20 protein-coding genes are annotated in these 24,186 nt (G+C 67.5%); 14 read left to right on the forward strand and 6 right to left on the reverse strand.

The annotated features are described in order from the left end of the window. Positions 1-82: 82 nt before the first annotated feature. The 3 genes from CDO52_RS08510 to CDO52_RS08520 form a co-directional block, all read right to left on the reverse strand. On the reverse strand, positions 83-1,048 hold the full coding sequence (locus tag CDO52_RS08510) for a carbohydrate ABC transporter permease (RefSeq protein WP_026125535.1): 966 nt from the start codon (positions 1,046-1,048) through the stop codon (positions 83-85). Positions 1,049-1,050: 2 nt separating this feature from the next. Next, a complete protein-coding gene (locus tag CDO52_RS08515) occupies positions 1,051-2,037 on the reverse strand; it encodes a carbohydrate ABC transporter permease (protein WP_017617376.1) in 987 nt (328 codons plus the stop codon). 71 nt (positions 2,038-2,108) lie between these two features. Next, entirely contained in the window at positions 2,109-3,467 is a 1,359-nt protein-coding gene (locus CDO52_RS08520; protein WP_017617377.1) for an ABC transporter substrate-binding protein, read from the reverse strand. Positions 3,468-3,910: 443 nt separating this feature from the next. Here CDO52_RS08520 and CDO52_RS08525 point away from each other — a divergent pair, with 443 nt between their 5' ends. The 6 genes from CDO52_RS08525 (at position 3,911) to CDO52_RS08550 (ending at position 11,133) form a co-directional block, all read left to right on the forward strand. Beyond that, positions 3,911-6,124 (forward strand): LamG domain-containing protein, encoded by a 2,214-nt coding sequence (locus CDO52_RS08525; protein WP_094932298.1) that lies wholly within the window; start codon positions 3,911-3,913, stop codon positions 6,122-6,124. A gap of 471 nt (positions 6,125-6,595) precedes the next feature. Further along, positions 6,596-7,771, forward strand: coding sequence for an LLM class flavin-dependent oxidoreductase (locus tag CDO52_RS08530; protein ID WP_026125537.1), 1,176 nt, complete (start codon positions 6,596-6,598; stop codon positions 7,769-7,771). Between the two features lie 106 nt (positions 7,772-7,877). Continuing rightward, complete coding sequence (locus CDO52_RS08535; protein WP_017617380.1) at positions 7,878-8,435, forward strand: flavin reductase family protein; 558 nt, start codon at positions 7,878-7,880, stop codon at positions 8,433-8,435. A gap of 55 nt (positions 8,436-8,490) precedes the next feature. Then, the gene (locus CDO52_RS08540; RefSeq protein WP_232524417.1) at positions 8,491-9,363 is read left to right on the forward strand and encodes an ABC transporter permease; all 873 of its coding nucleotides are present in this window, start codon (positions 8,491-8,493) and stop codon (positions 9,361-9,363) included. Further along, positions 9,339-10,094 carry an ABC transporter ATP-binding protein gene (locus CDO52_RS08545; RefSeq protein ID WP_017617382.1) on the forward strand — a complete coding sequence of 252 codons (756 nt, stop codon included), beginning with the start codon at positions 9,339-9,341 and terminating at the stop codon, positions 10,092-10,094. The genes CDO52_RS08540 and CDO52_RS08545 overlap by 25 nt, the downstream gene beginning before the upstream one ends. 46 nt (positions 10,095-10,140) lie before the next feature. Beyond that, positions 10,141-11,133 (forward strand): ABC transporter substrate-binding protein, encoded by a 993-nt coding sequence (locus CDO52_RS08550; protein WP_017617383.1) that lies wholly within the window; start codon positions 10,141-10,143, stop codon positions 11,131-11,133. A gap of 157 nt (positions 11,134-11,290) precedes the next feature. On the opposite strand, the gene CDO52_RS08555 is transcribed toward CDO52_RS08550, so the two are convergent. Continuing rightward, entirely contained in the window at positions 11,291-11,800 is a 510-nt protein-coding gene (locus CDO52_RS08555; protein ID WP_017617384.1) for an SRPBCC family protein, read from the reverse strand. After that, entirely contained in the window at positions 11,790-12,182 is a 393-nt protein-coding gene (locus CDO52_RS08560; protein WP_017617385.1) for an ArsR/SmtB family transcription factor, read from the reverse strand. Before CDO52_RS08560 ends, CDO52_RS08555 begins: the two co-directional genes overlap by 11 nt. Before the next feature lie 172 nt (positions 12,183-12,354). Between CDO52_RS08560 and lon the strand changes: the two genes are divergently transcribed. Further along, positions 12,355-14,784, forward strand: coding sequence for an endopeptidase La (gene lon / locus CDO52_RS08565; RefSeq protein ID WP_017617386.1), 2,430 nt, complete (start codon positions 12,355-12,357; stop codon positions 14,782-14,784). Between the two features lie 644 nt (positions 14,785-15,428). Here lon and tnpA read toward each other — a convergent pair. After that, complete coding sequence (tnpA, locus tag CDO52_RS08570) at positions 15,429-15,902, reverse strand: IS200/IS605 family transposase (protein WP_083919727.1); 474 nt, start codon at positions 15,900-15,902, stop codon at positions 15,429-15,431. Between the two features lie 30 nt (positions 15,903-15,932). Between tnpA and CDO52_RS08575 the strand changes: the two genes are divergently transcribed. The 7 genes from CDO52_RS08575 to CDO52_RS08605 all read left to right on the forward strand — a co-directional run bounded on the left by CDO52_RS08575 (position 15,933) and on the right by CDO52_RS08605 (position 24,142). After that, positions 15,933-17,099 (forward strand): RNA-guided endonuclease InsQ/TnpB family protein, encoded by a 1,167-nt coding sequence (locus tag CDO52_RS08575; RefSeq protein ID WP_033299399.1) that lies wholly within the window; start codon positions 15,933-15,935, stop codon positions 17,097-17,099. Positions 17,100-17,218: 119 nt separating this feature from the next. Beyond that, a complete protein-coding gene (locus tag CDO52_RS08580; RefSeq protein ID WP_157745497.1) occupies positions 17,219-18,010 on the forward strand; it encodes an MFS transporter in 792 nt (263 codons plus the stop codon). 5 nt (positions 18,011-18,015) lie between these two features. Beyond that, positions 18,016-19,104, forward strand: a complete 1,089-nt coding sequence (locus tag CDO52_RS08585) for a Gfo/Idh/MocA family oxidoreductase (protein WP_033299403.1) — start codon at positions 18,016-18,018, stop codon at positions 19,102-19,104. Positions 19,105-19,682: 578 nt separating this feature from the next. Then, entirely contained in the window at positions 19,683-20,780 is a 1,098-nt protein-coding gene (gene lxmK / locus CDO52_RS08590; RefSeq protein WP_083919728.1) for a class V lanthionine synthetase subunit LxmK, read from the forward strand. Positions 20,781-20,814: 34 nt separating this feature from the next. Next, on the forward strand, positions 20,815-21,753 hold the full coding sequence (locus CDO52_RS08595; protein WP_017617392.1) for a T3SS effector HopA1 family protein: 939 nt from the start codon (positions 20,815-20,817) through the stop codon (positions 21,751-21,753). A 71-nt stretch (positions 21,754-21,824) separates the two neighbouring features. Next, positions 21,825-22,475, forward strand: a complete 651-nt coding sequence (locus CDO52_RS08600) for an ATP-binding cassette domain-containing protein (protein ID WP_017617393.1) — start codon at positions 21,825-21,827, stop codon at positions 22,473-22,475. Next, the gene (locus tag CDO52_RS08605; RefSeq protein WP_017617394.1) at positions 22,472-24,142 is read left to right on the forward strand and encodes a hypothetical protein; all 1,671 of its coding nucleotides are present in this window, start codon (positions 22,472-22,474) and stop codon (positions 24,140-24,142) included. The genes CDO52_RS08600 and CDO52_RS08605 overlap by 4 nt, the downstream gene beginning before the upstream one ends. Positions 24,143-24,186 lie beyond the last annotated feature (44 nt).

Here is a 24,186-nt window from a genome sequence, read left to right on the forward strand (position 1 = left end):
CTTTCCCTCGTTGATCTCGGGGATATCGACCGAATTTCGGCGGGGATTCCGTCGATATCCCCGAGATCAACGGGGAACGCGGTCAGCCCTTCATACTCCCCGCGAGCAGTCCCCGCACGAAGTAGCGCTGCAGCGAGAAGAACACGATCAGCGGCACCACCATGGAGACGAACGCGCCCGCGGTGAGCCGCTGCCACTCCTCGCCGCGTGTGCCGGCCATCTCGGCGAGCCGGACGGTGAGCGGGGCGACCTCGACGCTGCCGCCGGCGAAGATCAGCGCCACCAGGAGGTCGTTCCAGCCCCACAGGAACTGCAGGATCGACAGCGACACCAGGGCCGGAACGATGAGCGGGAGCACGACCCGGCGGAAGATGACGCCGTGCCCGGCGCCGTCGGCGCGGGCGGCTTCGATCAGGCTCTTCGGCAGTTGGACGATGAAGTTGTGCATCAGGAAGACGCCCAGGGGCAGGCCGAAGATGGTGTGGGCGACCCACACGCGGGTGAACTGGAACGCGCCCTGCAGGTCCCAGGCGGGCAGGACCTGGGTGGTGCCGATGGTGAGTCCGTCGGAGAACAGGCTGAGCAGCGGGACCAGGGACATCTGCAGTGGGACGATCTGCAGCGCGAAGATGCCGATGAAGATCCAGTCGCGCCCGGGGAAGTTCATCCACGCCAGTGCGTAGGCGGTGAGCGCGGCGATGGCGACCACGAAGACCATGGTCGGCAGGGCGATGACGAAAGAGTTGACGAAGTAGCTGGCCAGCTGCCGGGTGCTGGTGCCGCCGAACAGCACCTCCTCGTAGTTGCGCAGGGTCAGGGAGGGGTCGCTGAAGAACGTCCACCAGCCGGTGCCCTTGATCTGGTCTTCGGGGCGGAACGAGGAGATGAGCAGCCCGGCGGTGGGCAGCGTCCACAGCACCGCGATGATGATGGCCGCGGCGCTCGCCCCGGTGCCGGAGAGCCTGCGGCGCACGCGGGCGGCGGCGCTCGGTCGTGCGGCGGCCGTGCGGTCGGGAGCGGGATCGGGGCCGGTGCGGGGCGGGGACAGGATCACAGCGACTGCGCCTCCCTGGTGCGTCGGGCGTTCCGGATCTGGATCAGGACGAGCGGGATGACCAGGAGGAACATGAACACGGCCAGCGCGGACCCGTGGCCCAGCTGGCCGTAGCGGAACGCCTGGCTGTACATCTCGTTGGCGATGACGGAGGTGCCGAACTGGCCGCCGGTCATGGTGCGGACGATGTCGAAGATCTTGAGGGTCTGCACCGAGATAGTGATGAGGACGACCGTGACCGTGGGCCAGATGGACGGCAGGGTGATGCGCCAGAACTGCTGCCAGCCGTTGACGCCGTCGATGCGGGCGGCCTCCACGATCTCGGCGGGGATGGCCTTGATGGCGGCCGAGAGGATGACCATGGCGAACCCGGCCTGGATCCAGATCAGGACGACGATCAGCAGCAGTGTGTTCAGCGGGCCTTCGAGCAGCCACTGGCGGGGCTCGCCCCCGGCCCAAACGAGGAGCTGGTTGAGCAGTCCGATCTGGTCGGCGTTGGCGGGGCGGAAGGCGTAGACGAACTTCCAGATGATGCTGGCGCCGACGAACGAGATCGCCATCGGCATGAACAGCAGCGACTTGGCGATGGACTCGTAGCGGGAGCGGTCGACGAGCACGGAGTAGACCAGGCCGGTGGCGGTGGCGAGGACCGGGGCGAAGATGACCCACAGGAAGGTGTTGCGCAGCACGAGCAGGATCTCGGGCCGCGTGAACATCCAGACGTAGTTGTCCCAGCCCACCGATGTGTCGCCGCCGGGGCCGTGGAAGGAGAGCACCGTGGTGCGGATGACGGGGTAGACCAGGCCGGTCAGGAGCAGGATTCCGGCGGGGGCCAGGAAGCAGGTGGCCTGCCACCAGTCGTAGCGGGTGCGCGGGCCGCCGTCCACGGCGAGCAGCAGGACACCGATGACGGCGAGGAACGCGGCCACGGCGATGACCAGCCAGAGGAGCTTGGGAAGCTCAGCGAAGATGTCGAATGCCATAAAGCCCGCCGGATCCCTCGCTCATCGTCGGTCGGTGTCGGAAGTCCGGTCCCAGAGCCGTCGGCCCTGGGTCACGACTTCGGCCAGGACTGCTCGACGTAGCCGAGCACGTCCTCGGTGTCCGAGCCGTTGATCCAGTTGGTCATGGCCCGCCAGAAGGTGCCGGAGCCGACCGCGGCCGGCATGTAGTCGCCGCCGTCCCAGCGGAACACGGTGTCGGGGTCGCGCAGCAGCTCGGCGGCGAAGCGGTCGTTGGGGTTGTCCAGCGCATTGAGGTCGAGCTCCTTGTGCGCGGAGAACCAGGCGCCCTCCTGGGCGCGGCGGTTGGCGTAGTCGACGGTGGCGAGGTACTCCTGCACGGCGACGACCTCGGGGCGGTCGCTGAAGGCGGCGGTGAACTCCCCGCCACCGAGAACAGGCGTGCCGATCTCCTCATCGATGGTCGGCAGGTTGAAGGCGAAGACGTCGCCGTCCTCCGCGATCTCGGTGCCCTCGGGCCACTGCGCGGCGTAGAAGGAACCCATCAGGTACATGCCGCACTTGTCCTCGAGGATGGGAATGCCGCCGTCCTGAGACGAGGTCGTGGCGATGCTCTTCACGCCCCCGTGTCCGCCGTTGACATAGTCGGGGTTGCGCAGGATGTCGCCGACGCGGTCGAGGGCCGTGGCGACCTTGGGGTCGTCGAACGGGATCTCGTGGTCGATCCACTGGTCGTAGACATCGGGGCCGTGCTCGCGGAGCATCACGTTCTCCAGCCAGTCGGTGACCGGCCAGCCGGTGGCCTCACCGGACTCGATGCCCGCGCACCAGGGCTTGACGCCGTCGTCGGCCATCGCGTCGCTGAGCTTGATGAGGTCGTCCCAGGTCGTCGGAGTCTCATAACCGTTCTCCGTGAAGAATCCGGGCGAATACCAGACGAACGACTTCACATTCGCGCCGAGGGGCGTGCCGTAGAGCTTCCCGTCATGCTCGACATACTGCAGCCAGTCTTCGGGATATCCCTCCTGCGCGCGCTTGGCGACGCTCTCGGGCAGCGGAAGGGCGTCGCCGGATTCGACAAAGCGCGAAAGCAGCCCCGGCTGCGGGAAGAACGCGATATCCGGCGCGTTTCCGCCGTCGATCTTCACCTGCACCTGCGCCTCGAACTCGCCGCTGCCTTCGTAGCGAATGTTGATTCCGGTGCACTCGGAGAAGTTCTTCCACGCCCGCTGCATCCGCTCGCCCTCTTCGTCGCGGATGGAGGCGTAGATGTCCACGGTCCCGCCCTCGACATCGGCCCATTCGGCAAAGGGCTCACATCCAGCACCGCCACGCTCGGCCGACGTACCGCCGGTGCCGCTCAGGTAGTCGCATCCGGTGGCGAGTAGCACCAATGACAGGGAAGTGGCCGCAACAGCGGTACCACGCGACGGACGGATGGGCGTGACCATGCTCGCACCTCCTGCTACAGCCCCCACAACTGGTATAGACCGGGGGATTTCGATGCAAGTGCCTTTCCCGCCCCGTGTCCATGATTTCACCCTTAACAGTTCCGTCACAGTAAGCGGACTCGCAGGTCAGACCCGGCGTGTCGGTCGCATTTCGGAACCTGGGAGTCCGCCTAAAAACGGCCATTGCCGGGTTTACCTGGGCCGCTGGCCGCATCCGGCCACGACGTGAAGATCATTCGCCTTCGTGAATGCTGAGGCCCAGGTGAAAGCAGGTATCTCAAGATCACAGCACGTCAACGGATGGCTCGACAGGGCTCTGTGGGCACTTTCAACCACGCTGTGTGGACTGTTAGCTTCACATCCGATTCAGGCATCGTGTGTTTCGCCCTGCTTCATGGCGTTATGCCGGTGTTCCCCCACCTGAGTACTAGACGGGATCCCCCATGCGTCGCCGGATGCCGGCCATGGTCGCTGCCGCGGTCATCGCCACGTCCCTCACCACACCTGTCGCCGTTGCCGCCGGTGAACGCGGAGACGACCCTTCCGCTGCCGGGAGTGCCGCGAGCGAGCGCTCCGCCGCGGAAGTGCCGGATTCGTCCAAAATGTCGGACTCTCATGGTGGAGCATGCTCCACCAATCCGGAGAATCCGCGGTTGATCAACACCACGTCTCCGACCCTGCGCGCGTATGTGCGGGACCGCGACTCGCAGGTCAACGGTGAGAAGGTCAAGGTCCGGTTCGAATGGAAAATCGGAGGCGAAGGCGACCGCGTCGGTTACGTGGACACGCCCTCCACCGATGTGGCTACGTGGCCCGATGGCAGCGAGCGCAGTGCCAAGGCCAAGGACCTGCCGGAACATAAGCTCATCGGGTATCGGGCGGCCGCGCATGACAGGACAGAGTGGGGGCCATGGTCTGACTGGTGCTATCTGGAAGTCAGTACGGCTCGGCCAGCCGCTCCACCCAAGGTGACGTCGGAGGACTACCCGGAGGGCCACAAGGTGACTGACGGTGTCGGCCGGCCCGGAGAGTTCACCTTTTCCGCCAACGGTGTGGCCGACGCGGCCGCCTACCACTACGGCTTCGGCGGTTCCTGCACCACAACGCTTACGCCGTCTGAGCCCGGCGGGACGGTGACCACGACGATTACTCCGCGGAGCAGCGGCCCGCACACGATTTATGCTCGCACCACCAACGCCTACGGTGGTTCTTCGGCGTGTGAGCCGGTCTACACCTTCACCGTGGCCCCATTGAGCGATCCCGTTGCGTATTTCCCGTTGGACGAAGGTAAGGGCAAGGCGTCGGCGGACATCATGGAAGAAGGCCGCTCGGTCACCGCTTCGGGCGGTGTCGAGTGGACCCGCGGTCGGGTTGGGGCAGTGGAGAACCCTGGCTTCAATCCGTCCTACCGGCGTGATGGCAGCGCCATCGCAACCGATGGCGAGGGCGGACGCCTGTCGACCAAGGATCCGGTCGTCGACACGAGCGCAACCTTCAGTGTCGCCGCCTGGGTGCGGTTGGACGACCCGAGCCGGGACCATATCGCCGTAAGCCAGCAAGGTAACCGGCGCAGCGGCTTTTACCTCGGGTACGAGCATCGGGATGGTGATGGGGCCTGGGTGTTCAAGACCGCCGCCGACGAGGGTTCGTCTTCCGATGCCATCGACGCGCGCGTGTATTCGAGTGAGTCAGCTGACGCAGGAGTATGGACTCATCTCCTTGGGGTCTTCGATTCCAAGGCCGGAGAACTCACGCTCTATGTGGATGGAATCAAGCAGGGGACCGCGCAGAAGGGCAGCCGTTGGGACGCCGCGGGTGCGTTCGTGATCGGCGGAGCCAAGTTCGACGGGAAGCCCTATGGAGCCTGGAGCGGCGGGATCGACGACGTTCGTGTGTGGGATCGTGTCGTCCACGATGAACCCATCGAGGCCAGGGAAGACCATCCCGAAACGTGGCGGCTCGCGAATCGGTGGATCGCGCTGGAGGGGCGCTGGCAGCTCGATGAATCCTCCGGAACCGCGGTGGAGGACTCCACTGACCACGGCCTGACGGGAACTCTGCATGGAGAGCCCGCCACGGCCTGGGGACACGCGGAGAACGACACCACGTTTTCACCGGGGGTCAGGCTCAACGGCGTCGACGAGCGAATCACCACCGACCGCCCGGCTGTTCGTACCGATCGCAGCTTCAGCGTCGCGGCTTGGGTGCGGGCCGACGAAAGGTCAGCCGGAGCCGACGCCACTGCCGTCTCCCAGGACGGTAGCGCACAAAGCGGTTTCTACCTCGGGAAACAAGAGACCGCAGATGGTGAGAAGTGGGTCTTCACGATGACCAGTTCTGATCAGGTCGGCGCCGACGCAGGGGCGGCGGCGGTATCGAGGTCGGGTGTGGCGCCAGGCAGGTGGACACACCTGGCCGGAACGTACGATCGCACGACGGGTGAGATGACCTTGTATGTCGACGGCATCCAGGCCGCCACGGCGGTGCAGGACACCCCCTGGCATGCTGATGGGCCTCTGGTCATGGGTGCAGCGCGACTGGACGAGCGCCTTGCGCAGCCCTGGCATGGTGACATCGATGACGTGCAGATTTATCAGGGCATTGTGGATGGGACCGACGTGGCGTCCATCAGGGCGGGAGCTGTGGCGTTTCCGTAGCCGTTCCCTGAACGTACACAGCGCCGAGGTTCGCCACCTGGTTCTCGCTCCAGGTTGGCGAACCTCGGCCTTGTAGATGTTCTGGTGGACCTGGCCTCAGCGGAGCGAACAGTGAGTTTGGCCTCGCGGGTTGTGGCGGACTTGTTGGCCGCGTTTTTCGTCCCCCGGATCATGGTTGATCCTGGCGTTGGTTTTCACGCTCGACTCGCATCCTGGAGCACGTGGGTAGCCGCTGTTCGCTCCGAATCCCGAGGGCACGTTCGGGGCAGAGGTCGGGCGAGCGTGCTCAACGCCAACGCTGGCCTCGATTCTGAAGTTCAGGCGTGAGGGCGCCAGGGAGTTGACCCTGTGCCGTTGGTGGTGGCGCAGGTGGTGGGCTATTTCCTACTTAATTGGTTGACAAAGGGGGAAATGGGTTGCAGAGTGTCGCTACGGCCATCTGTGATCAGCGGAGAGGACGGGGACTCCCTCATGGCACTGACGTTCCACTGGTTCCTGCCAACCCAGGGCGACGGTCGCGGCGTCGTCGGAGGCGGGCACGGCGTCGATGTGGATTCCGCGTGGCGCGACCGCGAACCGACGGTCGGCTACCTTGCCCAGATCGCCCGAGCCGCTGAGCAGCTCGGGTTCGAGGGGGTGCTCACGCCGACGGGGGCGTGGTGCGAGGATGCCTGGCTCACCACGGCGATGCTGGTCGAGGCCACGGAGCGGCTGAAGTTTCTGGTGGCGTTCCGGCCCGGGTTACTCTCTCCGACGCTGGCCGCCCAGATGGCGTCCACCTTTCAGCGGCTCAGCGGGGGACGACTGCTGTTGAACGTGGTCACCGGTGGGGAGGGCGCCGAGCAGCGTGCCCATGGGGACTTCCTGGACAAGGAGGCCCGTTACGCGCGCACCGACGAATTCCTGCAGGTCGTGCGCCGCCTGTGGACGGGTGACACCGTCGACTTCTCCGGTCGCCACCTCACCGTCGAGGGAGCCCGCCTGCACCGTCTGCCGGATCCACGCCCGCCGCTGTACTTCGGCGGCTCCTCCGAGGCCGCGCTGCGGGTGGCGGCAGAGCACGTGGATACCTATCTGACGTGGGGTGAGCCGCCCGCCGCGGTCGCCGACAAGATCGACCGGGTGGCGGCCCTGGCCGCCAAGCGCGGGCGCGCCCTGGAGTACGGAATCCGGTTGCACGTCATCACGCGCGACACGGCTCGGGAAGCGTGGGCCGAAGCCGAGCGGCTGCTGGCCAACGTCGACGACGCGACCATCCAGACCGTGCAGGGCGGACTGTCCGCCAGCGAGTCCGAGGGGCAGCGGCTGATGCGCGAACTGCACGGCGGTCGCCGCGACCGTCTGGAGGTCTATCCGAACCTGTGGGCCGGGATCGGCCTGGTTCGGGGCGGTGCCGGGACCGCGCTGGTGGGAAGCCACAGCGAGGTCGCCGACCTGATCGAGGAATACCACCGGCTCGGGCTCACCGAGTTCGTCCTGTCCGGCTACCCGCATCTGGAGGAGGCCTACTGGTTCGGCGAAGGCGTGCTGCCGATTCTGCGCGAGCGCGGGCTGTGGAACCCGCCGGGGGACCTCCCCACCCAGTCCGCGGCCGTCCCCTTCGTCACGTCGGCCGGGGCACCCGCCGCCACCCCCTCGGCGAACTGAGACCGTTCCCCTCCACGACCATCACCGTTCGCATCGCTGTCCCCGGCTCCGCCGGAGGGTCTGTACCGCCGTGTCCACCGTTCCACGCGCATGAAGGGCAGAACCGATGACCACCGTGCACACGATGCCAGCGCGGGCCACTCCCGGGCAGCGCACGCGGGCGAGTGCGCAGGCCCCGGAAGTCGATGCCGACGCTTTCCGCCGCCTCCTGGCACACCACGCCGCGGGCGTCGTGATCGTCACCGCTGACGTGTCGGGCGAGCCCGTGGGTCTCACGGCGACCTCGTTCACCAGCGTCAGCCAGTCACCGCCCCTTGTGGCGTTCTACATCGCCGATTCCTCCACCACATGGCCCGACCTGCGTAAGGCCCGACTCTTCGCCGTTCACCTGCTCGCCGAGGACCAGCGCCACCTGGCCGCGCGCTTCGCCGCCCGGGACGTGGACCGATTCGCGCCTCCCACCGCCTGGTGCCGGGGCGCCGAAGACGTCCCGCTGCTGGACGGGACGGCGGTGCATATGGTGTGCCGCCGCTACGACAGCCGTCTGATCGGGGACCACTGGCTGGTGGTCGGCGAGGTCGAACGCGGCTACGTGCTCAGTGACCCCCGTCCGCCGCTCCTGTACCACCGCGGCGCCTTCGGCGGCTTCGCTCCGCTCGCCTGACGCGGCGCGTTCCCCGTCCGTAACTAACTCTGTTCCGTCGTTGAGGAGGCACCCGTTGGGTCCGCCGTCCGTGTCCGCTGTGCGGACACCCGTCACCCGTGAACGATCTCAGCGGTCATCCACCCCGCCTTCGCTGCCGCCCAGCGCCGCCACGGCGGTTCCCAAGCGAGGCCGCGACGCCGCCTGGCAGCGCTGGATCAGCCCGGTAGCGCTCCTCGTCCTGTGGCAGCTGGGTGCATCGGCCGGGGTCATCCCCGAGCGGCTGCTGCCACCGCCCTCCGCGATCGCGGCCACCGGCATCGACCTCATGCGGGACGGCACCCTGCTCTCGGCCGTGGGAACGTCCCTACAGCGGGTCCTGGCCGGTTTTGCTGCGGGGGCCGTGGTCGGAACCGCCTGCGCCGTCGTCGCCGGGATCAGCCGATGGGGCGAGAAGCTGGTGGACCCGCCGCTGCAGATGCTGCGCGCCGTACCGATCTTGGGCCTGATCCCGCTGTTCATCCTGTGGTTCGGTATCGGCGAGACGCCCAAGATCACCCTGGTGGCCATCGCTGTCGCCGTCCCCCTCTACATCAACACCGTGGCTGGTATCCACGCTGTGGATGCCAAGCACATCGAGGTCGCGCGCGTCCTCGGGCTGGGCCGCGCCGCGGTGGTGCGCCATGTCGTCCTGCCCGGTGCGCTTCCCGGGCTGTTGACGGGGCTACGCCTGAGTCTGGGCGGCGCCTGGCTCGCCCTGATCGTCGCCGAGCAGATCAACGCCGACGCCGGGTTGGGCTTCATGATCAACAGTGCCCGGGAGTTCCTGCGGACCGACACCGTCGTCCTCGGGCTCGTCGTCTACAGCCTGCTCGGCCTGGCCACCGACGCACTCGTCCGGCTCCTGGAGAGGAGGGCCCTGTCATGGCGGCGCGGCATCAACGCGTGACCACGGCGCACGGCACGGAGACCGAGCCGCACTGGGCCGCGCACGTGCGCGGTCTGGACAGGGCTTTCGGCGGCGACCGGGTTCTGCGCGGCCTCGATCTCGACCTGGCCCCGGGCGAGTTCACCGCTCTGCTGGGGCGCAGCGGATCGGGCAAATCGACGCTGCTTCGGGTGCTCGCGGGACTGGACGGCGACTACGACGGCGAGGCTGCCGCCGACGGAGCGGTCGCCGTCGCCTTCCAGGAACCGCGGCTGCTGCCGTGGAAGAGGGTGTGGGCCAACATCGTGCTGGGAGTCGCGACCGACGCGCCGCGCGAGGCGGCGACGGCTGCGCTCGCCGAGGTCGGCCTGGCGGAGCGCGCCGACGCCTGGCCGCTCACGCTGTCCGGCGGCCAGGCCCAGCGCGTTTCCCTGGCGCGCGCCCTCATCCGCGAACCCCGGTTACTCCTGCTGGACGAGCCCTTCGGCGCCCTGGACGCACTGACCCGCGCCACCATGCACGACCTGGTCCTGAAGCTGTGGCAGCGGCACCGCCCCGCCGTCCTGATCGTCACCCACGACGTCGACGAGGCGCTGCTGCTCGCCGACCGAGCGCTCGTCCTCACCGACGGGCGTATCTCCCACGACATCGACGTGGACCTGGAACGTCCGCGTCGCCGACAGGACCCCCGAGCGGCGGAACTCCGCGCCGAGCTGCTCACCGCGCTCGGCGTCGCCCCCGCCGCACCGTGACGTGAGTCGCCAGCACCACTCCCTGAGACGAGATGGGACCCCACCGATGACCAGCAACGCGTCCGCGCCCACCGCCGCCCTGTCGGCCGTCCTCGCAGTGCTGCTCCTCGGGGCGGGTTGTTCAGCGGGCGACGGCGGCGCCAACGACGTCGGTGACGTGGTGCTCAGGGTGGGCGATCAGATCGACGGAGCCCAGACGCTGCTCGACGCGGCCGGGGAACTCGACGATGTCCCGTACACGATCGAATGGTCCACCTTCACCTCCGGCCCGCCGCTGTTGGAGGCCGTGCACGCCGGCGCGGTCGACATCGGCCAGGTCGGTAACACGCCTCCGGTCTTCGCCGCGGCCGCGGGCTCTGACATGCGGATCGTCGCCGCCTTCGCGTCGTCGCCGGACGGTACCTCGATCGTCGTGCCGACCGACTCCGACATCGACAGCCCCGAGGATCTGGCGGGACGCTCCATCGCCGTAACCAAGGGCAGTTCCGCCCACGGTCAGCTGCTGGGGGTCCTGGAGGCCGAAGGACTCGGCTTCGACGACGTCGACGTCAACTACGTGCAGCCCGCCGACGCGCTGGCGGCCTTCTCCGAGCGGCAGGCCGACGCCTGGGCGGCATGGGACCCCTACATCGCCCAAGCCGAGGACCGTGCGGACGCGAAGATCCTGGTCAACGCCGAGGGGTACAGCAACACCTTCACCTTCCAGGTCGCCGCGGTCGACGCGGTGGAGGATCCGACGAGAGAGGCGGCGCTGGAGGACTACCTGGGACGGATCCACCGCGCGGTGCTGTGGAGCGCGGCCCACCCTGACGCCTACGCGAAGGCGTGGTCCAAACACACCGGCTTGCCCGAAGAGGTCACCCGCATCGCCGCCGAGCGGCGTTCCCCCACACCGAGGGCCATCGACAAGGAGTTGATCGCTTCCGAACAGGACCTGGCCGACGCGTTCGCCGACGCCGGGGAGATTCCCGACGCGCCGGTGATGGCGGACTACGTCGATGACCGGTTCAACGATCTCGTTCCTGACGCCGCCGGGTGAGAGGGGCACGGCAGGACACGTCTCCGCGGCGAGGCCGTGCGGCGGTCGGGGCCGTTGGGCGGGTCGCACAGGCGCTCGTCCTGGCCAACGGCGTACCGCGGTGACGCGGCCGCCGATGGCCAGGAGTGTGCTACGGGCGTGGGTTGTGCCGTAGTGGCTAGTGGTCGGCGCCAGCGCGCTCGACGATGTCGGCGAAGCGGTTCAGGGTCTCGCGGAGGCCGGATTCCATACCGGAGGCGACCATGGCGTCGCGGTCTTCGACGGATTGGAAGACGGAGACGCTGGTGTACTTGGTCCTCTTGCCGCCGTCGATCTCCTCGAAGGTGGCGGTGTCGAGTTCCACGTGGCCTGGCACGCCTTCGAATTCGAAGGTGGAGACGATGCTTTCCGGGGCGACGAGGTCGTGGTAGACGCCCTTGAAGGCGTATTCGGTGCCGTTCTCGTCGCGGCTGATATAGCGCCACACCCCGCCCGGCCGGACCTCGGCACGGTCGACGGTCGTTTCGTACTGCGCGGGTCCCCACCACTTGGGGATCAGGTCCGGGTCGGTGAATGCCTGGTAGACCACGTCGCGCGGAGAGTCGAAGACGCGGGTGACGACGATGTCGTGGTGCCCCGGTTCGACGATGAGTTCGGTCTTGTCGGTCGTGTTGGTCTTATCGGCCATCGTTCTCATCCCCTTGGCCCTGGTGATCCTGTCGTTGGTTCTCGCGGTTGGCCTCCATGCGGTGCTGGAGGTTCTCGATCTCCTGGTCGAGGCGGTCGAACCGCTCTTCCCAACCGGCCCGATAGCTCTCGATCCAGTCGGAGGCCGACTGCAACGGCGCCGCCTCCAGGCGGCACGGCCGCCACTGGGCGTTGCGGCCCCGGCTGATGAGGCCCGCGCGTTCGAGCACCTTCAGGTGTTTGGAGATCGCTTGGAGGCTGACGGAGAAGGGCTCGGCCAGTTCGTTGACCGTCGCCTCGCCCTCAGCCAGGTGGGCCAGGATCTCCCGCCGGGTGGGGTCGGCCAGTGCGGCGAACGTCAGGCTGAGCTGATCTTCTGCCATGTCCTATTCAACCTCTCGGTTGTTCAACTTATAGGTTGATTATGTGCCTCAGGGGAGGGGGCGTCAAGGGGGTGGGGCGCCTTCGATCGCGATCGCTCACGGCGAACGCGGCGAGGGGAACAAACCCCGACTCTTTTTTATTGAGTGTTAGTGACTCAACAAGGAGGGTCCGATGAGTGAAGCCCAGTCCAGCGTGACGTTGCCCGTGCTCCCCCTCGACGGCGACGTGGTCCTGCCTGGCATGGTCGTGCCAGTGGACATTTCCGAGTCCGACGTCCGTGCCGCCATCGAGGCCGCCGAGGCCGGAGACGACCAGGGGGCGAAGGTTCCCGGCGTGACGTCGCAGGGGAGCAAGGGAAACAACAAGCCGCGGGTGCTGATCGTGCCGCGCATCGACGGCTCCTACGCCGGTGTCGGCACCGTCGCCGTCATCGAACAGGTCGGCCGCACCCCCGAAGGCGAACCCGCGGCCGTGCTGCGCGGAATCGCGCGCGCCCGTGTCGGTAGCGGGACCACCGGTCCCGGCGCCGCCCTGTGGGTGTCGGTCGACACCCACCACGAGGAGGTGCCCGAGGGCGGCTACCCCGGCAAGATCACCGAGGCGGCCCGCGAGTACAAGGCGCTTCTCACCACCTACCTGCAGAAGCGCGGCGCCTGGCAGATCCTCGACGGCATCCAGCAGCTGGACGACCCGGGCAAGCTGGCCGACCGCGGCGGCTACTCCCCGTTCCTGAAGACCGAGCAGAAGCTGGAACTGCTGCAGACCTACGACGTCGCCGAGCGGCTGCGCCTGCTCAGCGAGTGGACCCGCGAGTACCTCGCCGAACTCGACGTCGCCGAGACCATCGACGCCGACGTCCAGGAGGGCGTGGAGAAGCAGCAGCGCGAGTTCCTGCTGCGCCGCCAGATGGAGGCGATCCGCAAGGAGCTCAACGAGCTGTCCGGCAAGCCGGGCAGCGAGGAAGAGGACTACCGCGAGCGCGTCGAGGCCGCCGACCTGCCCGAGCACGTGCGCAAGGCCGCGCTCGACGAGGTCGACAAGCTGGAGCGGGCCGGCGACTCCTCGCCGGAGTCCGGCTGGATCCGCACCTGGCTCGACACGATCCTCGACATGCCGTGGAACGAGCGCACCGACGACGCCTACGACATCGCCGGAGCACGCGACGTCCTTGACGCCGACCACGCCGGCCTCGACGACGTCAAGGAGCGCATCGTCGAGTACCTGGCGGTGCGCAAGCGCCGCGAGGACAAGGGCCTCGGCGTGATCGGCGGGCGGCGCAGCGGCGCCGTGCTCGCCCTCGTCGGCCCGCCCGGCGTCGGTAAGACGTCGCTGGGAGAGTCTGTCGCGCGCTCCATGGGGCGGAAGTTCACCCGTGTCGCGCTGGGCGGCGTCCGCGACGAGGCCGAGATCCGCGGCCACCGCCGCACCTACGTCGGCGCCCTGCCGGGCCGCATCGTCCGGGCCATCAAGGAGTCCGGCTCGATGAACCCGGTCGTGCTGCTCGACGAGGTCGACAAGGTCGGCAGCGACTTCCGCGGCGACCCCACGGCCGCTCTGCTGGAGGTGCTGGACCCGGCGCAGAACCACACCTTCCGCGACCACTACCTGGAAGTCGACCTGGACCTGTCCGACGTCGTCTTCCTGGCCACCGCCAACGCGCTGGAGACCATCCCCGGCCCGCTGCTGGACCGGATGGAACTGGTCGAGCTCGACGGCTACACCGAGGACGAGAAGGTCACCATCGCCCGGGACCACCTGCTCCCGCGCCAGCTGGAGCGGGCGGGCATGGACGCCTCCGACGTCGACTTCGGCGAGGACGCGCTGCGTAGCATCGCCGCCGAGTACACGCGGGAGGCGGGCGTCCGCGGGCTGGAGCGCACCATCGCCCGGGTGCTGCGCAAGGTCGCAGCGGGAGTGGCGCTGGGCGAGCGGGAGCTCCCGGTGGCGGTGCGTGCCGAGGACCTGGCCGGGTACATCGGCCGTCCGAAGCACACACCGGAGTCGGCGGACCGGACCACCGTCCCGGGCGTGGCCACCGGCCTCGCGGTGACGGGGGTCGGCGGCGACGTGCTCTTCGTCGAGGCCTCGCTGGCCGACGCCGAGGCCGGGGGCAGCGGGCTGACCCTGACCGGCCAGCTCGGCGAGGTGATGCAGGAGTCCGCCCAGATCGCCCTCTCCTACCTGCGCTCGCGCGGCGCGGAGCTGGAGCTGCCGGTGGGCGACCTGAAGGAGCGCGGCGTCCACATCCACGTCCCGGCGGGCGCGATCCCGAAGGACGGCCCGAGCGCGGGTGTCACCATGACGACCGCGCTGGCGTCGCTGCTGTCGGGCCGCCCCGCGCGCTCGGACGTGGGGATGACCGGTGAGGTGTCGCTGACCGGGCGGGTGCTGCCGATCGGCGGCGTGAAGCAGAAACTGCTGGCCGCCCACCGTGCAGGCCTCACCACGGTGCTGATCCCGTCACGCAACGAGCCCGACCTGGACGACGTTCCGGCCGACGTGCTGGAGCAGCTCACCGTCCACCCGGTGAGCGACGTCCGCGAGGTCCTCGACCTGGCACTGGAACCGGCCCACAGCGGGGCGACGGCGGTGGCCGCCTAAGAGGTCGGCCGCCATGCGGAAGGGGGCCGTTGGCTGACACGTCAGCCAACGGCCCCGTTGGTTTCGGTGAGCGGCCTCACCACGACTCCTGGGGCGGACGGTTGCTCTCCCCGCCTGGCTTGTAGGGCGGCAGGTGGCAGGATCGTGGCGGGCGAGGGGGCGGTCGACTCGAGGGACAGCGCCCACCATTTCTCGTGTTTCGCGGCACGGTTGGCCGAGCCTTTGATGCTCGCCCGTACGGCGTGTCCGACGTCTTCGAGCAGTGCGGTGCTTCCGGGCCGACCTGGCTGCCCGGGACCACCACCTCGCGAACGGCTTCCCTGAATGGGCAGAAGTGGTGCTAGGCGAACACGCTGATGAGGTTCTGTCTGGCGTTCTGTTCCGAATTCTGTGGGAGCGATATCAGCGCGACGCGAGCAAGACGGCAAGTGTGCGGTGCGCGTTGCGCCGCGGCCGGTTCCCGAGCGGCATGAAGGATGGGCCGTCGGCCGGAGCCAACCCCGGCCGACGGCCCATCGGCGCGCGTCAAGGGCTCTTATAGATGGTGTGGTCTCCAATCCTGCGCCACACCAGCAGCGGTTCCCCAGTGTCGTCCTTCTCGACGTGGAACGTTGCGCGTCCGTCGGGCGACCCGAAGCTCCATGTCAAGGAAAAGACATCGTGGCCGCCGAGCTTGTGGATGCCGAGGCGTGTCGGCCGCGTTTCTGGTTCTCGATGTAGTCGCGCACGATCGACAGCGGCGCACCCCCACACGAGGCGACGAAGTACGACGGCGACCAGAACCGGCCGCTCATGCTCACGCGGTTCACCCTCCCGGTGAACTCCGAGCGCAACCGGCGCGACGACACCCCTTTGAGGCTGTTCACCAGCGTCGATAGGGCGACCTTTGGCGGGTAGTGCACCAACAGGTGCACGTGGTCGCGCTCGCCGTTGAACTCGGCAAGCTCCGCTCCGAAGTCCTCGCACACCTTGCGCATAGCGTTTTCGCACACCGTGAGCATGGCCTCATCGAAGACGCCGCGCCGGTACTTCGGAGTGAAGACCAAATGCGCGTGAAGATTGTATACGACGCTGCGTCCACGCCGCACGTCCGGGTCTGGTTCCCAACGAGGTGACATAGACCTAATGGTACGATCACGCGCGTGAAGATGGTCGTCCAACTCAAGCTGAAACCATCGCCTGACCAGGCGACGGTGCTTGAGTCGACCCTGCACGCGCTCAACCAGCAGGCCAACCGGGTCTCCGATGTCGCGTTCAGCGAGCGGGCGTTCCGCAACTACGCGTTGCGCCGTCTGGTCTATGCCGAGGTACGGTCCGCCGGTATCGGATCGCAAGCCGCACAGCACGTCATCAAGAAGGTTGCCGACGCCTACGCGACATTGAGGGCGAACGTGAAGGCGGGGAACTACGGCAAGCTGGGTTCCCAGCGTCGAAAGCGTGTGGAGTCCAGGCCGATCACGTTCCGAATCGACGCGGCTCACTCATATGACCAGCGCAACCTATCGTTCGCGGTGGATGCACAGACCATCTCGCTATGGACCCTGAACGGGCGCATGAAGGATGTGCCGTTCGTCTGCTCACCGGACGCGTTGAAGATGCTGGCAGAGCACAAGCGCGGGGAATCCGACCTGGTGTTGCGCGACGGCATGTTCTACCTGGCCGTATCCCTGGAAGTCTTCGACGCCGAGGTCTATGATCCGGACGGTTTCATCGGGGTTGACCTCGGTATTGCCAACATCGCCACGACGTCGAGCGGATACACGGCCGCAGGTCGGAAGCTGAACCGGTACCGGCGACGGGAACAGCGGCTACGCGCCAAACTCCAAGCTAAGGGAACCAAGTCCGCTAAGCGCCTGCTCAAACGGCGTGCACGCAAAGAGCAGCGGCGCGCCAAGGACACCAACCACGTCATATCGAAACGCATCGTGGCCGAGGCTGAACGCACCTCGCGCGGGGTCGCCCTGGAAGAACTCACGGGGATCCGGCAGAGGGTACGGCTCCGCAAGCCCCAACGGGTCGCGCTGCATTCCTGGGCGTTCGCCCAGCTCGGCGAGTTCATCACCTACAAGGCGCGCCGTGCTGGTGTGCCGCTGGTGTTCGTCGACCCTGCTTACACGTCGCAGACATGTGCTGAGTGCGATCACGTCGACAAGCGCAGCCGTGTTGACCAGGGGACCTTTATTTGCCGGGGATGCGGCGTCGTTGCGCACGCGGACCGGAATGCTTCCCGCAACATCGCTTGTCGTGGTGGTGTTGTGTGGGATGCGGGGCGGACGTCACACGTCCCACCCGCGAACCCTGAGGTTCGCGGGTAAGACGCGGGGAGCGCCTCACAGCCAGTGGGAACGTTTACTCGCAAGCTCGGTCCTTTAGGTCCGAGAAGCTGACTCTGGCCAGCCTTGCCGGTCCTGCCGCAGCGGGCTTGGTCGCCTGGATGGCAGGAGCCGCCACGGCGGTGGCCGCGTCGATCGCACTCATCGCGCTGGCCCTCCCCGCAGCATGGACGCTGCCCGAATCACACGGGCCGCCTGCCCTACGCACGCCGCCCCAGCGCCGCAGCGTCACCGGTGACCTCGTTTCCGGGCTCCGCGCGATCGTGCGGAGGCGTCCACTGCTCCGCGGGACGGCGACATCGACGGTCTCGTACGTCGGCGTCGGTATGTTCGTCGTGTACTGCCCGTTGGTCGCCGAGCGTGTGTTCGGCGATGCTCGCCATGGTGCCCTGCTGCTTGCCGTGGTGGCGGGGGCGGCGCTCGTCGCCAACGCGTGCCTCGCGCGACGACCCGGGGGCGCCGGTGCGCCGGACAGGATGCTTTGGCTCAGCACGGTCATGCTCGCTACCGCCTTCTGTACAGCGGCGGCGGCCGTGCACCCCGCCATCGAAGCAGCCGGGTACGCGGCACCACTCCTCATCACGGCCGCAGTGGTCGCCGGTGCGGCCGATGGCCCGCAGTTGACCGCGCTGATCGCGATCCGCCACCGGGAGGCTCCGGAGCACCTCCGCAGCCAGATCTTCACGACCGGGGCGAGTTTCAAGATCACCGGGTTCGCCATCGGATCAGCGCTCGCCGGTCCGCTGGCGACATGGTCCCTGAGCGGCGCCCTCGCCGCGGCCGCAGGCGTCGAGATCGCCGCCGCGCTCGCGTATGCCGCGTGTAGAGCCGAACGTCCTCGCCACTCGGGGCAGGCGGTCGGTGAACCCGGGTATCGCGGATGGATAGCGTGAGGATCATGAGCTCTGCGAACGGTGCCGAACCAGAACTGCATGTCGCCGTCATCGGATACGGCAAGGGCGGGGAAGTGTTCCACGCGCCGCTGGTCGATGCCACTCCCGGGCTGCGGGTCTCCGCGGTGGTGACGGGCAACCCCGGGCGGCAGGCCGCTGTACGCGCTCGGTACCCGCACGCGGCCGTGATCGACTCCGTCGAAGAGCTGTGGCAGCGCAGTGGCGAGTTCGAGATCGCCGTCATCACCACCCCGAACGCCACCCACGTGCCGCTCGCCCGCGCCGCTCTCAAGGCCGGGATGGCCGTTGTGGTCGACAAGCCGTTCGCGCTCACCGCCGACGATGCGCGCCAACTCACCGAGGAGGCGCAGCGGCTCGATCAGGTTCTCACCGTCTACCAGAACCGACGCTGGGACAGTGACTTCCTGACCTTGTGGAAACTGATCGAGGAGGGAGAGCTGGGCCAGGTGCACCGCTTCGAGTCCCGGTTCGAGCGGTGGCGGCCGACGGCCAAGGCGACGTGGCGCGAGCGCGGTGGGGCCGACGACGGAGCCGGGATCCTGTACGACCTCGGTCCCCACCTCATCGACCAGGCGATCAATCTCTTCGGCCCGGTGGCCTCCGTCTACGCCGAACTCGACGCCCGCCGCGACGGCGTCACCGCCGATGACGACTCCTTCCTGGCACTGACCCACGTCCGCGGCGTTCGATCGCACCTCTGGATGAGCGCGCTCAGTGCCCAGCTCGGCCCACGCTTCCGGGTGCTCGGCGACCGCGCGGCGTTCACAATCGACGGCCTGGACGGGCAGGAGGCGCGACTCGGGGAGGGGCAGCGCCCGGACTCCGCCGACTGGGGCGTCGAGCCCGAGTCGGCATGGGGCCGCATCGGTGCCGAGGGCGACCTGCGCCCGGTGCCGTCCGAACGCGGCGACTACCCGGCGTTCTACGCGGCCCTCCGCGACGCGGTCGCCGAGGGGGAGCCGATCCCAGTGGAGCCGCATGAGGTGGTGCACGGCCTAGAGGTCATCGAGGCGGCTCTGAGAAGTTCCGGAACCGGAGAACGTGTCGGCATACCCGCTTGGCGGGAGCCGTAATCGAATGTTCGGGCGAGGGGCGCTGAGCGGGAGGCCAGGGCCCCTTTGCGGAGAAACTTATCTATACTTTACTTCGGGCAAACTGTTACATTTGTTAAAAATAAGTAGAAATATCTCTTTGTCGGGAAGTTTCCTTGGTGCTACTGTTTGCCGTCAGTGTTCGGTAAATGGTGGTTTTGGGCGAAATTTCCCTTCTCGGGAGGTTGTCCTGCTTCCGTGGGTGGAGTCCTGATGGTTCTCTTGGGCCACTCGCGGGCTCTGCCGTCCATTTTTCGGACCCGCTGTACTGTATTAAGTAATTCCAGTCGAAGTGGACGGGGGAAGCGTATGTCATCGCAGGATCTGATCGGTGGCTTCGAGGCTTATACGACCAGCGACGAGGTTTCCGGTGCGTTGAAGGAAGACCTGGCGCCTGAAGCCGCTACGTGGACGACGACGACTTCTTCGGTTCCGTGCACGGAGAGCGTTGCGGCGACGGTTGTCTTCAAGTGTTGATGGCCGGATAATCATGATTCCGGCGCACGCGCGAAACGAGATGAATTCCGCCTCGTGCGTGCGCCCTACCGGCTAGGCAGCTGATGGTCGCGATTCGCAGCGCAGGCGAACATTACTCTGATTCGGATTCGGGTGCACGTAGTCTTCTGGAGGATATCGGGTTCGGTGTCCCAGTCGAACTCACCCTGACGGGAAAGGGCAGGAACTACTCCTACGTGGCCGTGAACGCGGCGGAAGATCGTGTCTTTGTCAAACGGATATCAGGGGGATCCCAAGAGGGCGAGGCGCGGCTCTGCAGGATGCTGGACTTCCACCGTGCGGAACGGGCGGCAGGATCGCCCGTGCGCACACCGGTCCTCCTCGGAGTCGCAGAGGAGGCCGGGGTCATCGCCTACGAATGGCTGGGCGCTGCTGAGGCTGTGGGAGGATCCGACGCAGAGGTCCGTATCTCCGAGAAAGTCGCGGGCTCGTGCGGCGAGGCGCTCGCTTCCCTGCATTCGTGGAATATTCCGCGGGAGATACAGGTCGACACCAGCCGGCCTCCGCTCCCTCCGGTCGACCGGTTGAAGGTTCTTCCGGTCTCGATGTATGCGGAATCCAGCGGGGCGGAACTTCAGCTCTTCGGGTTGTTGCAGAGGGATGACAAGCTCTTGGCAGCCCTCACCGGCCTGAGACGAGGTGAGGAGCTGGCAGCGGCTGCTCCGATCCACGGCGACGTACGACTGGATCAATTCCTTGTCGTCAACGGAACCGTGCACATCATCGATTGGGAGGAGTTCCGGAGCGGTGACCCCGCGCGTGATGTCGGAGCATTCGTTGGTGACGTCATCTTTCGGGCACTGCTGAGAATCTTCGAGGACGCCGACGTTGTGGAAGGAGCTGACCGTTCGGGTGAGCCATTCCGCCGCCGGATTCTCGAAGCGGGGGAGCGGGAGGTCGAGGCGGAGGCTCCGGTTCTCGCCTCCTTCTGGGATGCTTACTTCTCGGCGCGCTCTCCCCATGACAGGGAGTTCTCGAGGCGAGCGGTCGCCTATGCGGGATGGCACCTCATCGATCGGGTCGTTGCCAGCGCGCAGAAGAGCGTGCACCTTCCTGCGACATTGCGCGCCGTCATGGGGATCGGCCGTTCGGCGCTCCTGGCTCCGCACGTCCACGGTCGCGTTTTTGGGGTGGGAGGGTGAGATGGTGAGGGCTGCCCTGGGGACCGAACGAATAATGGATGCCCTCGGAGAAGTCTCGCTCGACCGTGACGGGACGTCCTGTTCCATATTCGGGACCACCCTCTCCGGTGGGACCAGAACCGAGCTCGAACGGAAGCTGGCAAGAACCATCTACAGGGCGCTCCACTCCGGTGAGCCTGTCGACAGAGACGCCGATGTCCGACTACGCACACCGTGGCTGGAGCGTGAACTGGTCTCCGCCATCCCCCACCGCTTCACCCGCGTCGCCACCCGTGTTCTGGGCCTGAGCGGTCGGCAGCTGCTCATTGAGGTCGACGGCCTGCGCATCGTTGTCGGAGCGGACAATCTCGACGACCGTGAGCCCTCGGCCGGCGGACTGCGTGTGGTGAGTCTGCCCGCCATCCGTCCGGCGCTGTCCCCGGGATTCCTCCTGGTCGACGGATCACGCGGCGCACCACGTGGTGGGGCGATCGCCCGGATCTACCTGCATCTGAGCGACGCCACGACCGCTGAGGGCGTTTGGGCGGCCGCGCTCGCACTTCTGGAGGACTGCGGTGCGCGCTACCGTGCCAAGATCCTGTCGAGCGCGGAACTCTACCCACGCCGTGACGGCATCGTGGTCTATCTGGACCGTGCGGAGTGGCCGCTGGTCCGCCCGCTGACTCTGCGGTTGACCGGAGTTGAAGGTGTGGGTGAGCAGGTCTCGGAATTCGCGTATGCGGCGGCTCGGGGGATCGGGGTCGCCAGCGAACCCGGGGCGACGGGGGACGGTGGACGCCCCCTGAGCTTCGGCCAACACCGAGCGAGGGCCGTGGCCACCGGAATCCTGAAATCTGCGAGGAAGAGGAATCGGCTCGAATCGGCGATCGCGGAGGAGCTGCGGTCGGCGGGCGTCGACCCGGATCGTCCGTTCATCGCAGAGAACGAAGTCAACGGACCTGACCACTGGTTGCGGCTGCTGCAGTGCGCCTGAGGGCGGCGGCTATTGGGCGGCCTACCAGCCATCGCAGTTGCGGGGGATCTGTGAAAGACGAAGGGGCCAGGGTGATCCGGCTCAAAGGGGTCGTACGGCACTACGGACCCAACCACGCGATCGGTCCGATCGACCTGGAGGTCGGCCCCGGTGAAAGCGTCGTGCTCATCGGACCGAACGGGTGCGGGAAATCGACGATGCTGCGTGTGGCTGCTGGACTTGAAACCTATGACTCGGGATCCGTGAACGTACTCGGCGGGGAGCCCCAGCAGGATTCGCCGGACTTCCGACGCCGCGTGTTCGTGCTGGACGAGCTCGCGTTCTTCCCCGATCTGTCAGTCCGTGAACACCTGGAACTCATCGCGGTCGGCCACGGGCTGGGCAATAAAGCGGCACGCCGTGTGGACGCGGTCCTCGCGCGGTGCCGACTCTCGCTCCATGGGGATCTCAGCCCCCGCCAGCTCAGTAAGGGACTGCAGCAGCTGCTGCTCATCGCCTCGATGCTCGTGCCGCCGAGCCCCGACCTGATGATCCTCGACGAGCCGGAGCGACATCTGGACGAGGACGCCAGGTCCTGGCTGGGAGAAGAACTCGTGCAGAAGAAGCTGGAGGGGACGGGACTCCTGGTCGCGACGCACCACCGCCCGCTTGTCGAGGCGCTGGGCGATCGTGTCGTGGACTTCGGTGGCGGTGGTCCGGTCGGCAGCGAGGGGGCCGAGTGAGCCCGACGACGCTGCGGGGAATCTCGACGGGAGGTGACGCCACGTCCGCCGGTGAAGTTCTCCAGCTGTTGCGCCGCCATCGCCGCAGCGCCCTTCTCCAGCGACGAGGCGACGTCGCCTACACCGCCTACGTGGTGGCGTTTGTCGCGGTACTGACCATTCCACCGGTCATCATGTCCTGCGTCGAGGTGGTCCGCGCGCCACTCGATGTGGCGCCGTGGCCCGTCTCGCGAGCCGTGGCCGTCTCCCTCCTCCTGGCCTCGGCCGTCCTCGCCCTGCTGTGGAGTTCGGTGCGCGAGGCCACCGTCCGGGGGCCGATCCAGCTCAGCGCGCCCGTGATCGACTGGGTCCTTCCACTTCCGATCGACCGGTCGCCCCTGCTCGGCGCTGCTCTGGTTCGGTCGGTCGCTCTGCGGGGCGCGGCGGGGACGGCGGTGGGACCGCTAGCTCTTGTCCTGCTGTGGCGTACGGTTCTGGGCGCGCCGGAGGGAGCGGCGGCCGCTGTCGCCCTGCTGCAGGTCGCCTGTGCCGGTTTCCTCATCGGGATATTGAGCAGCGCATGCGGTGCGTGGACGGTCGTGCGGGGGGCCGGGCCAGCGGCGAAGCTCAGGCCATGGCATGCCCTGCTCCAGGTCCTTCTCCTCGGCGGGGGCGGCCTGGTGTGGTTCGGGCTACTCCCGGCCCCCGTCGCCGCTGCGGCGCTGTGGAGTGCGCCGTGGTCGTGGGCTGTACAGCCGTTCGCCGAGGTAGCCGGAGCACCCGGGGCAGAACCGTGGTCCGCGCTCGCAGCCCTGGCCGTCGTGGGAATCGGCGTGGCGGCCCTGGTGGCGCGCTCGTTGGCACAGGTCCCGATGCGCTCCCTGCGCGAGCGTGCGGCGATGGCATCGAGCCTGAAATCCGGAGTCTGGCTGACGGATTCCACGTGGTTCCAGACGATGGTGAACGAGCGAAGCGGAGCCGTGCCTCGCGCCCGCATTCGCTTGCGACCACCACGCGACGCCAGGCTTCTCGTCGTATGGCGCGACGTGCTGGGCCTGCTGCGCGCACCATCCACGCTTACGCGTGCGTGTGGGCTCGGCTGGTGTGCGGCCATCGCGGCCCATATCGACGGGGACTTCCCGCAGGCACTCGCCATCGCTGTCGCACTCGCGCCGTCGATCTTGCTGTACGCGGCGGCTTCCCGGCTACTGCCCAATGCCCGCATGGAAGCGGCCGATCCGAGGCGCACACGCTATCTCCGGGTGCCGTATCACATCGGCGCCCTGCCGCTGCAGCACGCCATCGTCCCGATCGTCTGCTTGGCCACGGTAATGGCGGTGATCGCACCGGTGCTTCTCATTGCGGGCTGCTCCACCGAGGTCGTCGTCCGTACGGCGCTCATCATTCCGACGGCGGTCGCCGGGGCCCTGGCTGGTGTCTACCGCGGTGACCTGCCCGACCACCTCTCGCTCGGCGTCGAGACTCCGTTCGGCAACACCGCGCCCCTGCAGATCATCTCCTGGCACGCCTCCGGCCTCATCGGGCTCCTGGTCGCCGCAGGGCCGATGGCGCTCCCCAACGGACTCGGGGCCTGGTGGATCGACCTCCTCTGGTGGGCTGTGGGCACGATTTCCCTACTGCTGTGGGCGCGGAGGAGGGCGTACATGACCTGTGCCGGTCAGTGGTGAGGGATTCGATGCCCCACTCCCGAACGTCAGGACACAGAACAGGC

Source organism: Nocardiopsis gilva YIM 90087 (genome assembly GCF_002263495.1).
GTDB lineage: Bacteria > Actinomycetota > Actinomycetes > Streptosporangiales > Streptosporangiaceae > Nocardiopsis_C > Nocardiopsis_C gilva.

Excerpts from the sequence above, each read along its gene's own strand:
- CDO52_RS08515 (WP_017617376.1), bottom strand. The coding sequence starts at position 2,037 with ATGGCATTCGACATCTTCGCTGAGCTTCCCAAGCTCCTCTGGCTGGTC.
- CDO52_RS08520 (WP_017617377.1), bottom strand. The coding sequence starts at position 3,467 with ATGGTCACGCCCATCCGTCCGTCGCGTGGTACCGCTGTTGCGGCCACT.
- CDO52_RS08525 (WP_094932298.1), top strand. The coding sequence starts at position 3,911 with ATGCGTCGCCGGATGCCGGCCATGGTCGCTGCCGCGGTCATCGCCACG.
- CDO52_RS08530 (WP_026125537.1), top strand. The coding sequence starts at position 6,596 with ATGGCACTGACGTTCCACTGGTTCCTGCCAACCCAGGGCGACGGTCGC.
- CDO52_RS08535 (WP_017617380.1), top strand. The coding sequence starts at position 7,878 with ATGACCACCGTGCACACGATGCCAGCGCGGGCCACTCCCGGGCAGCGC.
- CDO52_RS08545 (WP_017617382.1), top strand. The coding sequence starts at position 9,339 with ATGGCGGCGCGGCATCAACGCGTGACCACGGCGCACGGCACGGAGACC.
- CDO52_RS08550 (WP_017617383.1), top strand. The coding sequence starts at position 10,141 with ATGACCAGCAACGCGTCCGCGCCCACCGCCGCCCTGTCGGCCGTCCTC.
- CDO52_RS08555 (WP_017617384.1), bottom strand. The coding sequence starts at position 11,800 with ATGGCCGATAAGACCAACACGACCGACAAGACCGAACTCATCGTCGAA.
- CDO52_RS08560 (WP_017617385.1), bottom strand. The coding sequence starts at position 12,182 with ATGGCAGAAGATCAGCTCAGCCTGACGTTCGCCGCACTGGCCGACCCC.
- lon (WP_017617386.1), top strand. The coding sequence starts at position 12,355 with ATGAGTGAAGCCCAGTCCAGCGTGACGTTGCCCGTGCTCCCCCTCGAC.
- tnpA (WP_083919727.1), bottom strand. The coding sequence starts at position 15,902 with ATGTCACCTCGTTGGGAACCAGACCCGGACGTGCGGCGTGGACGCAGC.
- CDO52_RS08575 (WP_033299399.1), top strand. The coding sequence starts at position 15,933 with ATGGTCGTCCAACTCAAGCTGAAACCATCGCCTGACCAGGCGACGGTG.
- CDO52_RS08580 (WP_157745497.1), top strand. The coding sequence starts at position 17,219 with ATGGCAGGAGCCGCCACGGCGGTGGCCGCGTCGATCGCACTCATCGCG.
- CDO52_RS08585 (WP_033299403.1), top strand. The coding sequence starts at position 18,016 with ATGAGCTCTGCGAACGGTGCCGAACCAGAACTGCATGTCGCCGTCATC.
- lxmK (WP_083919728.1), top strand. The coding sequence starts at position 19,683 with ATGGTCGCGATTCGCAGCGCAGGCGAACATTACTCTGATTCGGATTCG.
- CDO52_RS08595 (WP_017617392.1), top strand. The coding sequence starts at position 20,815 with ATGGATGCCCTCGGAGAAGTCTCGCTCGACCGTGACGGGACGTCCTGT.